Here is a 12,691-nt window from a genome sequence, read left to right as displayed (position 1 = left end):
CTCATATCAGGTAAGTCAATACTCTATTCATCAAATACCCAATAAGAATAAGTTGTTGATAAAGTCATATTTAATTTTCTTTGTAAAGCTAATGATGCCTCGTTTCCTACGACAACCTGACAATAAGGGACTTTCTTTTGTTTCAGTAATTCATTCATCAAATAGCTTTCCAACAAAGAACCATAACCTCGTCTTTGATATTCTTTTTTGATTTTTAAAATGCCCATGCTTCCTTCTCGATGCATACCAATAAATCCAGCTAACTGGCCATCATGAAACAATCCCCATAATGCTTTCTTTTCAATACGATCTTTTATATAATCTCGATCACTCATATGATGATAAATATGATAAACATCATCAAGATAATCCTGAGTCAACAAGCGTATAGAAACATGATCAGGGATTGTGAATTCTATTGGCTGAGATGCCATATAAACTGCCTGATAACAGGCAAAATAATCTTTTTTATGATATTCATTGATCAGTAAATCAACAACTTCTTTTTGTTTGACATTATATAATTGATATTGATCTAAATGGCATTGACTCCATAATCTTTTGAACTTGTCTATATCAGTCATAGAAATCATGATGGACTGACTTTCTCTTTCCAGCATAATCAAGCCATCATCTTCACGATAGAAAACATCTGTCATATTTAAACGTAATGGCTCAATAAAATCAATATCATCAATTGAATCTAATATCATCATTCTACCCTCCTGTATTGATTATATCATGGCAGATGACGAAAGGAAGAACGAATTGATCTTAATAATGCATAACAAATCACTAAAGCAACAATTAATATCATACATAAAATAAAGACGTTTGATAATTGTATAGGTTGTTCAATCAGTAATAGATAACCCCATGTAGCTGGACAAAGTTTTCCAATGGTTTCTAAAAAAGAAGGTAATAAAGAAACAGGAAACATAATACCAGATAAAATGATAGATGGTAAAAAGATGATTTGACTGACCATAGTCAGCTTGGCCTGATTATGAACTGCCAATCCTAAAATACAGGCTATACTTAATGATACCAAAACAAATAATATCAACATCACAAAATATAAAATTGGATGAATAGGACATGTTGCATCAAAAAGAAGAGGAGATAAAATATAAATCAGACTGCTCATCATCATTAAATGAATAAATGCTGATAAAAACAAAGACAAAACTGCAAAATATTCAGGTATATGATTGGCCATATACATTTTCTTAATATCTGTTCCATAAATTTCAGCAATAGATGGTGGTAAACCAATATATGCCCCCATCGAAACACCCATGACTGTCATAGATGCCATCAATGTTTCTTGAGACTCAGGCATGATGGATGTAAAAACACTTCCCATCATTAAGAAAAAGAGTAATGGCACTAAATAACATGTGATTAATAATGAACGAGAACGGATATCCATTTTCCATTGTAAATAAATCCCATAACCTAATGCTTTCATATTTCATTTCTCCTTGCGACTTCTAAAAAATGCTGTTCCAAAGTCCCACGATTGACTGTCATATCTAAAATATCGAGATCTTGTTTTTGATAGTCCTGACAGATTTGCATTAATGTCTGTTGAATATGTTGTGTCGTATAAACTTTTTCTCCTTCTTGACTATTGACCTTAATATAATAATATCGTCCAAGTTGTTTCGCTAATTCTTCTACTGTTCCTATAAAAGCCATTTTTCCTTGCCTTAAGATCCCAATACGATCACATAAGCTTTCTACTTCATTCATATCATGACTCGTCAAAACAATCGTCATTCCCTGTTTTTGACATTGGATAATATTTTCATGCAGGGCTCTACGTCCAGCGACATCTAATCCTGCAGTTGGTTCATCTAGAAAAAGCAGATCAGGATGTCCCATCAAAGCTAATGCCAGATGAAGACGACGTTGCTGTCCTGTCGAAAGTTCCCTATATGTCTGATCAGCTATTTCTTCAATACCTAATGTCTTGACTATTTCTTCATCTAACTGTGCATGCTTCCATTTTGAAAACAACTTCATAGCTTCTTTCACTTTCATATAAGCGGGTAAAGCTGAAGATTGAAGCTGAATGCCTATTTGACCATGAATTTCAATCTGCCCCACATCATATTTTAAAAATCCTTCCAGACATTCTAAGATTGTTGTTTTTCCAGCACCATTCATTCCTAATATGCCAAAGATTTCCCCTTTTTTCACATCAAAACTAACATCCTTTAAAACCTCAAGTGTCTGATACTTCTTTTTCAAATGTGAAACGTGCATAATCGTATCCATCATCATTCCCCCTCAAATGGATTATATCCTAATTTTTGAAAATAAATTTCTAATGCTGGTTTCAAATAATCATTGACTTCATTTTGTTTTTGAATCCATTCCTGATTTTGGGCATCAGTTAAATGATCAAATTTCATTAAACGTGGTAATAAACTCATATCCCCTTGCGTAAATTCCATAATCAAATTCCAAAACCGACCAGTCATCTGCTGGACCTGTTCATCTTCTGGAGGAAGATGTTTTGCCTTCAGCTTTAAGATGTCTTCATTGAGCTGATGAAAACGTTGAATAAATTCCTGACCACTATCTTTATCAAACTGTTGACGAATATGTTCCAATGTTTCATTATCAAAATGTTTAATTAACCAATAATACTCATTATCCATTTGAAGATTCACAATGATATCTGCATATTTTTTAAAATCAACCGTCTGCATTTGATTGACTTCAATCTTTAAGGCTTTAATGGCTGATAATGTATTTTGAAGCTGTTTGATTTTTTCTTCAATCATGACTTCCTGTTGATGAAGCGCATGTTCTACTTTTTGAGGTGTATCTAAAACTTCTATCCTATTTTTAATATCATCTAAAGTAAAACCTAATGATTTTAAAGATTGAATCTGATGAAGTAAAATCATATCCTGATAAGTATAAAGACGTCGGCCTCCTTCACTTTCACTGCTAGGATGTAACAATCCTTTTTGATCATAAAACTGTAATGTGCGAACAGTTGTTCCCATCTTCTTTGCGAGTTCTCCAACTGTCATATATTTGTGATTATTCATTTTCCATCCCTCCTGCTTTTATTATAATTCATAACGTTACGTCACAAACAAGCATTTTTGTCAAAAAAATATATATAATCTCTTTGTATTTCAATATGAATTCCCCTATAATAAGATTTGGGGTGAAAGTATGAAATTGCTTGCTAGTGATTTTGATAATACATTATGGTTTGAAGATCATATGAAAGATGAAGATGTTAAAGCTATTCATGAATTTCAAAAACATGGACATCTGTTTGGTATTTGTTCTGGGCGAAGTTTGAGTGGTATTTTACGTCCTTCAAAACCTTATGATATTCAGTATGATTTTTTTATTTTATTAAGTGGGGGACTCATTTTAAATAAGGACTATGAACCTATTTTTGAAAGTCAGATTCCTATATCTTTAGTTAAAGACATCTATGAATTTACTGGCAAACAAAATATGTCGATTGTTCATAATGATGTGACATATCATCTTAATACAAAATTTCAAGATCATATTTTTGATCATGAAATTCATTCTTTCAATGAGCTTCCTTTTACACATATTCAGGCTTTTTCATTTCACTATCAAGATCATGAATTAGACCTGGCTCAAAAGATGACACATCTCATTATTGACAAATACGGTCATCAAATTGAAGCTTTTCAAAATAATCAACATATAGATTTAGCAATGAAAGGCTGTTCAAAAGGAAAAGGTATTCAAATCATTGAAAAATATTTCCACTTATCACATGATCATATTTATGGAATTGGAGATAACTATAATGATTTACCTATGTTAGATGCCATTCAACATAGTTATTCTTTTGATTATGCTCCCTTACCAGTTCAAAAACATGCCAAGACAATTGTTTCACAATTGTCTAAGTGTATTTTAGATATTGAAAAATAATTTTATTTTTAATAAAAATAAAGCATCTTTTTTCGCTTATTTCAAAATTATTTATTCATAAATTGACAAATGTATACAAAAATGATATTATCAATGCAATAACAAAGGAGGACATTTTCATGCGGATTTATAAACATGAATATATCATAGCCGATCATATGAGAGTGTCTAGATTGTTGTCAAAGAAAACCATATCTCATGAAGAATGAGATTTTTTATTTAGAGGGGGTATCATATGAAAATTGGTGTTATTGGTCTAGGAACTGTTGGGTTTGGCGTTGTAGAAATCTTAACACAACAAAAAGAAAGATTAGAAAAGCACATTCATGAAGAAGTGACAGTTAAATATGGCTGTGCTTTAAATGAAGTGACTTTACCAGATGGTATCATCTATACACAAGATTTTCATGATGTTTTAAATGATGATGAAGTTGATGTTGTGGTAGAATTAATTGGTGGAACAACAATTGCTAAAACAATCATTTTAGAAGCCTTAAAAAAAGGGAAACATGTTGTCACGGCAAACAAAGCATTGATTGCACATGATGGTCAGGAAATCTTTGAAACTGCAGCCAAATATCATGCTAAAATCTATTATGAAGCTGCTGTGGGTGGTGGTATTCCTGTCGTTGTTCCGGCTAAAGAAGATTTAATTGCTAATGAGATTGAGAAAATCGAAGGTATCTTAAATGGAACAACAAATTTCATTTTAACATTAATGGAAACAGATAATTTGGATTTTCAGGAAGCTCTCACAATAGCTGATGGCTTAGGATATGTAGAAGCCGATGCCAGCTTGGATTTAGATGGGATTGATGCTGCACATAAGATTTGTATTTTAACTATGAATGCTTTTGAGATTTTCTTTGATTTCAATAAGATTCAATGTACAGGTATTCGAAAAGTCACAAAGAAAGATATAGACTATGCTAAAAAATTAGGATACCGTATTAAATTGATTGCACAGGCTAAAAAACTTGATCATGGTTATGGAATTGATGTTTCTCCTACCTTAATTGGTATAAAAGACATTGTTGCGAATGTGAATCAAGCATATAATGTAGTAGAAATCACTTGTAATTATTTAGAAAATGTGATTTTCTATGGTAAAGGTGCTGGGCGTTATGTCACTGCCAGTGCTGTTGTGAGTGATATCATCAAAACACATCAACCAACAATATGGCAACATCAATATCAATATGTAGAAGAGATTTATCCAATTACATATTCTAAATATTATATCAGATGTGATCATCCTCTAGATATTGACTATGAAATGTATTATTCTCAAGATCATGATCATATCTACATTACAAATCCTATTGAACTGAATGAGTTAAAACAACAACTTCAAGATGAAACCTATAATTTATTGAAAGTAAGGGGTTAAAATAACATGAAAATAATTGTTCAAAAATTTGGTGGAACCTCAACACGTAGTATTGAAACACGTGAACATATGTATAAAAATATTATTCGTGAACACGATAAAGGCAACAAAGTTGTTGCTGTGGTCAGTGCGATGGGGCGCTATGATGATCCCTATGCAACAGATACCCTTCTATCCATTGTTCATACAGATCAATTGACAGATGAAGAAATTGATCGTTTAACAAGTATTGGAGAAACGATTTCAACACTTGTTGTTAAAAGTGAACTGGCTAAAAAAGGCTATGTTGTAGATACGGTAACAAACGGAGAACTGGGTATTTTGACAGATTCACATCATCAAAATGCAACGATTACAACTGTAGAAGGAAAACATATTTTAGATAAACTTAAAAATGCTGATATTGTGATTTGTCCAGGATTTCAGGGATATTCTCAAAATGGAAAAATTACCACTTTAGGTCGTGGTGGCAGTGACTTATCTGCCGTTGCTATTGGTGTTGCAATAGATGCCAATGAAGTTGAAATATATAGTGATGTTAACGGTATTTATACAGCTGATCCTCGTATTGTTCCTGATGCGATGAAATTAAATTATATCAGTTATTCAGAAATGCTGGAACTTTCTAAAAATGGCGCTAAAGTTCTCAATCATCGTTGTGTACAATTGGCTGCCAAACATGATATTGTGATTCATGCAAGAAGTTCTTTCGATGAAAGTCAAGGAACATATGTGTTAGGAGATGAAAAAATTATGAAAGATCATTTAAATCAATTCATTATATCTGGAATTACTGGTTCACAAAATGAAGCGAGAATTACTCTCGTTGGTGTTGATGCCAAAGTCAATGGTGCTGGTGAACTCTTTGAAAAAATTGCTGATGCTAATGTCAATGTCAATGTCTTCAGTCAGGCATTAGTCGGTGGCGGTAGAATGGATATTTCTTTAATCATTAATGATAAAGATGTTCCTGCTGTCGTTGAAGTCATTAATGATTTAAAAGAAACATTGCAGGCTAAAAAAACGATTGTGCGAGGAAATATTGGAAAAGTGGCTGTCATTGGTGTTGGTATTAAAAATAATAAAGGAATGTTCCAGAAAGTTTATAATACACTCATGAGTCATGATATTAATGTGGAAATGACTTCTTGTAGTGAAATTAATATTTCTTGTTATATTGATCGAGATGATGTCAAAAGAGCACAGGTTTTATTACATGAAGCATTCTTAGGTTAGGAGGACTATAAAAATGAAAAAATATAAAGTTGCAATTGTAGGAGCTACTGGTGCAGTGGGTAGAGAAATGTTAAGATGTATTTTTCAGTTTCACTTCCCATTTGAAAGTTTAAAATTATTAGCTTCTTCAAGAAGTGCTGGAAAAGTGATTGAATATGAAGGACATGAATTTGTTGTTGAAGAATTAACTGAAAATTCATTTGAAGGTATTGACGTTGCTTTCTGGAGTGCTGGTGGAAGTATTTCTGAAAAATATATGCCTTACGCTGTTCAAGCTGGTTGTATCAATATTGATAATACTTCTCATTTTAGAATGGATCCTGATGTTCCATTAGTTGTTCCAGAAGTCAATGCCTATGCATTAAAAGAACATAAAGGGATTATTGCTAATCCAAACTGTACAACGATTCAAATGGTCAGTGCTTTAAATCGTTTAAATGAATATTTTGATATTGAAAGAATTATTGTGTCTACTTATCAGGCTGTTTCAGGTGCTGGTGTTGCTGGAATGGAAGAATTATATCGTCAGTCTCAAGAAGTCTTAGATGGTAAAGAACCTGTAGCCAAAACATTACCTTGTGCTTCTGATAAAAAACATTATCCAATTGCTTTCAACTGTATTCCTCAAGTGGATAAATTTGATTTAGATAATCATTTTACAAAAGAGGAAATGAAAATGGTGAATGAAACAAAGAAAATCTTTAATAAAGATATTAAAGTTAATGCCACTTGTGTCCGTGTTCCCGTATTAAGAGGACACAGTGAATCTGTTTATATCGAAACAAAAAAACCAATTGATATGGATAAAGTCTTTGAATTATTATCAAATTCTCATGGTGTTGAACTCTATGATGATATTGAAAATCAGATTTATCCTATGGCAACTCTATTTATTGGTGATGAACTTGTCCATGTAGGGCGTGTCCGTCGAGATTTAGATAATGATCATGCTTTAAGCTTATGGATTGTGGCTGATCAGCTTATGAAAGGTGCTGCTTACAACTCTGTTGATATTGGCTTAAAGATGATAGAGATGGAACTAATCTAGTTAATCAATTTAGAATAAAAGAAAATATAAATACAATATACTCTCATCATTTTGTATAATTAACAAATTTATATTCAAGTATTATATGAGTATATTACGATATCATTCTCAGGTCTGTCAAAAACATGTCAAAAACTTCTAACAAATATTGATTAGAAGTTTTTTTATAAAACAATTTTTAAAGCACAAAAAAAACACCTCTAACCATAATAGCTAGAGGCTTTTTTCTATATATTTCTTGTCGAATTCGTAGGTATAAAATGCGGAATTATTGTATCTAACAATGACAGTATCTGGTGTCTCTTTGATAACATACAATGGACGAGAGTATAACCATAATTCCATATGATTTCCATCCACTGTTGGAGCTAGATATTCTATCTTTACAAAAATGTATTTTACCATATCTTAAGCCTTTTTGAGTTTGCCAGATTTCGCAAGTGATTTAAGTTTTTCGTTCTGTGATGCAGTACCAGTGTAATTAGAAATACCGTTGGCTTTCGCCACCGGTTTACGTTTTTCCCAGCTGCCATAATAACTGCTTGGAACACCAATAGCTTTAAAAATGGCATTTAATGAATTGCTGCTGCCTGTGTATTTCTTGTAGTAAGAAGATGATCCATTACTACTAGAGCTAGAAGAGCCTACTTTTTTAAGCTTTCCAGTCTTAGCTAAGGATTTTAATTTTTCATTTTGGCTTGCAGTACCAGAATAATTACTAATTCCATTAGCTTTTGCTAAAGGTTTTCTCTTTTCCCAATTACCATAGTATGTACTTGGTACTCCAATATCTTTAAGAATAGTATCCAATGATGTACTGTTTCCAGTATATTTTTTGTAATATGAAGTAGAAGATGAGCTAGTACTTGACGATGATCCAGAAGTAATTAATGAATCATTTACCCATCCAGTACCACCATTAATCAAGTAAGGATATTTAGCTCCTGATACAATTCTTGTAATCTTACCTTTCTTTACTGCAATATTAGTTGTATGTGAACTTGCAGTAGATGAAGTGGCAAGTCCTTTGAATGATACAGTTTCACCTACCTTGTGTTTTAATCCTGATGCAGAAGTAGATGGCTTGCTTGTATTGACTACATTCCCACCACCATACATTTCATTGTATCTGTTTTGTACCAATGTTCTATATTCAGATTCACTAACTCCTTGAGAAATTAATCTGTGAGGGCAGTTCTTTCCACTCCAATGCTTATGATAGAAAACACGAGTTACTGGAATACTTTCATCATGACAGATCTTAGCAATAACTGTTAATGCATTATCGCATGCCTTTACGTATCTATCTCCTCCTGATTTTGAGTAACAAGTTTCTACTCCAATTGAAGTTCTATTACCTCCAGTAGCTTTAGAACCATCACCAGCATGCCAACCATTTCTATTAAAAGGCAACCCCTGAACAGCTCTGTAATCATCTACAGCAACGTGATAAGAAACTTCAAGACTATTACCAATCATGTATGAAATTTCTGACATTGCAGATGCATCATTGGCAGTATCATGACGTGTTACTGCACTAGGATTCATCGAGTAAGGACATTTAATATCATATTTTGAACTTGGTACAAGCATTTTAGTCCATGTAATAGTTTTAGCCATTATTGATCATCTCCTTTACCAATTTCATCATCCCATGCTGAGAAGTCATTTTCCTGCATGTTCTGATGATAAAGCTCTTCATCAAATTCAACTTCTTCTTCAATGAATTCGTAATTTTCAGCCATAAAATTTTCCTCCTATTTTTATAATATTCATTTCTAATTTAAAAGAGCAGTCGAATGACTACTCCTGTTCATCCTGATTAACAACTTTATCAGCAACCTCTAACCCTTTAACCAATACTGTTGGGACGTTGTATCCTGCCTCAACAAAGTTTTCTAAAATACTTCTTAATTCATTAACCAATAACGAAGCTAGTACAAAGTAACCTAAAAGCGTTGTAACACCTAAGTCCATTCCTAAGGTATTTCCAATCTCGATAAAGACAGCACTTGCTGCAAAGGCAACTAGAATCATTAACCAGTACCCTAGTTTCTTTAATACACCTTGCCAACCTTTAACAGAATTTTCTTTTCCTGCCATTCTGGATTTCATCCATCCTGTTAGCCAGTCTGCGATATTGAAAAGCAAGAAAATAGCGAACAAAATCCAATGTTCGCCAAACACAAACGATAAAACTGCTACAATACCACCAACAATGGCATTGTATGTATCCATGTAATTCATTTTCTTCATATACCTCCACCTTCTCTATAATTCTATTCCTTCAATTTCAGCTCTGATTTTTAAACAACGAATATAATTACCCATGTGTTTCTTTTGATCTTTCAATAGTTCTAATGAACACGTTGGTGTAAATGATAATGTACCTGCTTCGTACTTAACTGTCATTGCATCTAGCTTATCATATCTAATTTTTGTTTGTTGATACTCAGCTTTAAATCTCTCTTTATAATCATTACTGTTCATCATTTCAATAGTATCTTTTAACTCCATATTCTCACCTCCTTCAAAACAAAAAGCACTCTATTAATAATAAAGTGCATGAGAACTAATAATCATAGGCATCAACATATATATAACTATCATTGGTATTAAAATATACCTGTAAAATAGCTTCTTTAGTAGTACAATGAAAGATAACACTATTGTCATACACTGAATGTGTGTCTGCCTCTGCATATACACCACCTGAAACAGTCCAAATATCATTTTTAGTTACCGTTGGTCTTTTAACCATGTCTTTTACATCAAACGGCAGAATGAATGTTCCGTTTTTGTCTGATATTGTTATAGTAATAACGTTATCTTTAGTACCTCTATATGCTCTAAACCTATTCCAACATTTTGCAAATTCTAAAACATAATTCCATGCTGGCATACCTGTGAAATGTTCACCTATCTCTAGTTTCTTGCAATTAAAAGAAACAACTGCGTTTGGAGCTAATTCTATATAAAATCTTTCCAGAGCTGAAGTTAATGTAAATGTAAATTCATTATCTCCATTAATCAACTTTTTCTTTTGTGCATCCAATCCTGTCATGTAAATATATACATTTCCTGTAATATTAAAACAAGATGCATAGAATGTAACCTTATCTCCTGCCTTTAAGCCTTTAATATCAAGGGGCTGTTGTACAGTATGATTAGCACTTGTTCTATTGGCAAAAGTAACATAATTAGATCCAACAGCAATGTTAATGCCATATAGAATCCAACCATCTATACCTAATTCTGTACTTCCATCACTTTTATCAAGAGATGTAATACCTTTTTGATTAATAATTCCTGATCTATAATCAGAATTCATTAACAGATTGGGATTATATAAACTTTTCCAGTTGGGTATTTTAATACTTGTTTGTCCCATTTCCTTCGCTGTCACAGAAAGAGAAGCAGATTAAAAAAGAGAATACCATTCAGTCCAAGGAGATCCTCCATACTTGAAACGACATTTTGTCGTTTCGCCTGTGTTGACTCTTATCTGAAATGCAATCCACGATATATAGAATCCTATATATCCAGTTCCTTTTGAATCTATAAACATTCCTAGACTGTATTTATTCATTGCATGACTGTCAGGATAATTGTCATCAATATTATCTTCAGTCAATGTAATAAAATTAAGCTTATTCAACAGCTGATTATCCACATACTGTTTTGTTGTAAGTTTAACTGGCATAAATATGCTTATAGCGTTTTAGCGATACGTTATATATTGGTCCATTGTGACCAGGCATTCCCTCCAAATTTCATTCTCCAATTAACAGTGTTTGTTGATTCGATTCTAAATTGAAGGACTACCCACGAGATATAAAATCCAATATATGCAATGTTTGTATCTGGATCTAAAAACATACCCATGGAATACTTGGCCATGCTATGACCATCTGGATAATTGTCGTTAATGTTATCCTTATTCAAATTAAGAAAATTTACTTTCTTATACATAGCTTGTTCGTAATGATCAAAATCCACAAGTTTTGCTTTCATAACGCATCACCTTCGGCAAACGCTAATAAGCGTTCACCTCTCTTTCTGTTATAGAAGTTGCTTCTAAATGACAGCAACCTCCTTCCAGCATGATTTTGATAAAGTTGTATTTCTGGCCAGAATTCTGACCCCCCCCCCCGACGATTTTTCGAAGGTTGTTTTTAATTGAATTCATAAATTAATTTGCTATCGTTTGGAAAGAAATTATTAATAGATGAATGTAAGATTTATTGTGGTTCCTCTATTTAATGTACTCCCTTCATCCGGAATTATCTTTACCAGATTTCCAGCTAGATAGGCATACCCGAATTGACCACCATTCACATCCACAATTCTATATCCTATTTCGTGAGGACAATTTACAAGAGAATTGTCAAATATAATGACTGGATGCCTGTTGTCTGAAGAAGATGTATTATTATTCAAAGTTCCTTCGATGTGAACAATCGTCATCCCTTTACATTTCTTGACAGATCCTTTTAATCCCCAGTCATTATATACTTGTGAATAATTCGTTTCTTTATCTACATATTCTTTTCTTGCTAATTTAATTCCCATGCGATCGCATGTAGCATTAACTTACTCCTAAGAAGCTTGCATAGAATGCATTAGTACACATAACATATGCACATCCATAAATGCTTGTTACAATATCAACAATGACATGTTCTTTCTGCATTTCTGTATATCTTACATTGCAAGTGCCTACTATGTTGCTTACATCATAGCTTATGCTAGAATCATTCCAGCTAACCTCTACAAGAGCAGCAAAAGCACCATTGTTATGCGAACCAAATATGAAAATAACAGCCTTATCGGCTCCATCCTTACGTATACCTATTCTTATTGCATTTCCTATAACATTCATGCCTAGTGCTGCAAATTTATTTGCCATTCCTGATACGTATTCATATGTAGCAAACTTCTTATTCATAAACATCACGGTGAATGCTACAAGCACTCACCTCTTTTCTTTCCAAATGTAAAGAGGATACTATCCTCTCTCGATAGCATCCTCCTTTCTGATGATATTGCGGTATTTTGTACCCCCCCCC

General features: G+C 32.9%; 17 protein-coding genes. 4 read left to right on the top strand and 13 right to left on the bottom strand.

Annotated elements, in window-relative coordinates; all coding sequences use genetic code 11:
• Positions 1-23: 23 nt before the first annotated feature.
• The 4 genes from B5E87_RS06435 to B5E87_RS06420 are packed head-to-tail and all read right to left on the bottom strand — an operon-like array spanning position 24 to position 3,068.
• Positions 24-716: a GNAT family N-acetyltransferase gene (locus B5E87_RS06435; protein ID WP_087244108.1), complete on the bottom strand. Its 693-nt coding sequence runs from the start codon at positions 714-716 to the stop codon at positions 24-26.
• 23 nt (positions 717-739) lie between these two features.
• On the bottom strand, positions 740-1,471 hold the full coding sequence (locus tag B5E87_RS06430; RefSeq protein WP_087244107.1) for an ABC transporter permease: 732 nt from the start codon (positions 1,469-1,471) through the stop codon (positions 740-742).
• Positions 1,468-2,283, bottom strand: coding sequence for an ABC transporter ATP-binding protein (locus B5E87_RS06425; protein ID WP_087244106.1), 816 nt, complete (start codon positions 2,281-2,283; stop codon positions 1,468-1,470). Before B5E87_RS06425 ends, B5E87_RS06430 begins: the two co-directional genes overlap by 4 nt.
• Before the next feature lie 2 nt (positions 2,284-2,285).
• The gene (locus B5E87_RS06420) at positions 2,286-3,068 is read right to left on the bottom strand and encodes a MerR family transcriptional regulator (RefSeq protein WP_087244105.1); all 783 of its coding nucleotides are present in this window, start codon (positions 3,066-3,068) and stop codon (positions 2,286-2,288) included.
• Between the two features lie 130 nt (positions 3,069-3,198).
• On the opposite strand from B5E87_RS06420, the gene B5E87_RS06415 reads away from it, so the two are divergent.
• The 4 genes from B5E87_RS06415 (at position 3,199) to B5E87_RS06400 (ending at position 7,622) form a co-directional block, all read left to right on the top strand.
• Positions 3,199-3,948, top strand: coding sequence for an HAD-IIB family hydrolase (locus B5E87_RS06415; protein ID WP_087244104.1), 750 nt, complete (start codon positions 3,199-3,201; stop codon positions 3,946-3,948).
• A 235-nt stretch (positions 3,949-4,183) separates the two neighbouring features.
• Positions 4,184-5,338, top strand: a complete 1,155-nt coding sequence (locus B5E87_RS06410; protein ID WP_087244103.1) for a homoserine dehydrogenase — start codon at positions 4,184-4,186, stop codon at positions 5,336-5,338.
• A 6-nt stretch (positions 5,339-5,344) separates the two neighbouring features.
• Positions 5,345-6,574 carry an aspartate kinase gene (locus B5E87_RS06405; protein WP_087244102.1) on the top strand — a complete coding sequence of 410 codons (1,230 nt, stop codon included), beginning with the start codon at positions 5,345-5,347 and terminating at the stop codon, positions 6,572-6,574.
• A gap of 13 nt (positions 6,575-6,587) precedes the next feature.
• Complete coding sequence (locus tag B5E87_RS06400; protein ID WP_087244101.1) at positions 6,588-7,622, top strand: aspartate-semialdehyde dehydrogenase; 1,035 nt, start codon at positions 6,588-6,590, stop codon at positions 7,620-7,622.
• Positions 7,623-8,030: 408 nt separating this feature from the next.
• On the opposite strand, the gene B5E87_RS06395 is transcribed toward B5E87_RS06400, so the two are convergent.
• From B5E87_RS06395 to B5E87_RS06360, 9 genes are all read right to left on the bottom strand, one after another.
• A complete protein-coding gene (locus B5E87_RS06395) occupies positions 8,031-9,242 on the bottom strand; it encodes a peptidoglycan recognition protein family protein (RefSeq protein WP_206399246.1) in 1,212 nt (403 codons plus the stop codon).
• Complete coding sequence (locus tag B5E87_RS15535) at positions 9,242-9,367, bottom strand: hypothetical protein (protein WP_275112297.1); 126 nt, start codon at positions 9,365-9,367, stop codon at positions 9,242-9,244. Before B5E87_RS15535 ends, B5E87_RS06395 begins: the two co-directional genes overlap by 1 nt.
• Positions 9,368-9,425: 58 nt before the next feature.
• Positions 9,426-9,869, bottom strand: a complete 444-nt coding sequence (locus B5E87_RS06390) for a phage holin family protein (protein ID WP_342670396.1) — start codon at positions 9,867-9,869, stop codon at positions 9,426-9,428.
• 24 nt (positions 9,870-9,893) lie between these two features.
• Positions 9,894-10,139 carry a crAss001_48 related protein gene (locus B5E87_RS06385; protein ID WP_087244099.1) on the bottom strand — a complete coding sequence of 82 codons (246 nt, stop codon included), beginning with the start codon at positions 10,137-10,139 and terminating at the stop codon, positions 9,894-9,896.
• A 55-nt stretch (positions 10,140-10,194) separates the two neighbouring features.
• Positions 10,195-11,028 (bottom strand): hypothetical protein, encoded by an 834-nt coding sequence (locus tag B5E87_RS06380; protein WP_158095565.1) that lies wholly within the window; start codon positions 11,026-11,028, stop codon positions 10,195-10,197.
• A 15-nt stretch (positions 11,029-11,043) separates the two neighbouring features.
• Complete coding sequence (locus B5E87_RS06375; protein ID WP_087244097.1) at positions 11,044-11,325, bottom strand: hypothetical protein; 282 nt, start codon at positions 11,323-11,325, stop codon at positions 11,044-11,046.
• A 29-nt stretch (positions 11,326-11,354) separates the two neighbouring features.
• On the bottom strand, positions 11,355-11,636 hold the full coding sequence (locus tag B5E87_RS06370; RefSeq protein ID WP_087244096.1) for a hypothetical protein: 282 nt from the start codon (positions 11,634-11,636) through the stop codon (positions 11,355-11,357).
• A 207-nt stretch (positions 11,637-11,843) separates the two neighbouring features.
• On the bottom strand, positions 11,844-12,194 hold the full coding sequence (locus B5E87_RS06365) for a hypothetical protein (protein ID WP_087244095.1): 351 nt from the start codon (positions 12,192-12,194) through the stop codon (positions 11,844-11,846).
• 16 nt (positions 12,195-12,210) lie between these two features.
• On the bottom strand, positions 12,211-12,570 hold the full coding sequence (locus B5E87_RS06360; protein ID WP_087244094.1) for a hypothetical protein: 360 nt from the start codon (positions 12,568-12,570) through the stop codon (positions 12,211-12,213).
• Positions 12,571-12,691 lie beyond the last annotated feature (121 nt).

Source organism: Massilimicrobiota sp. An142 (assembly GCF_002160725.1).
GTDB lineage: Bacteria > Bacillota_I > Bacilli_A > Erysipelotrichales > Coprobacillaceae > Allocoprobacillus > Allocoprobacillus merdigallinarum.
This window is presented reverse-complemented; position numbering and strand designations above follow the sequence as displayed.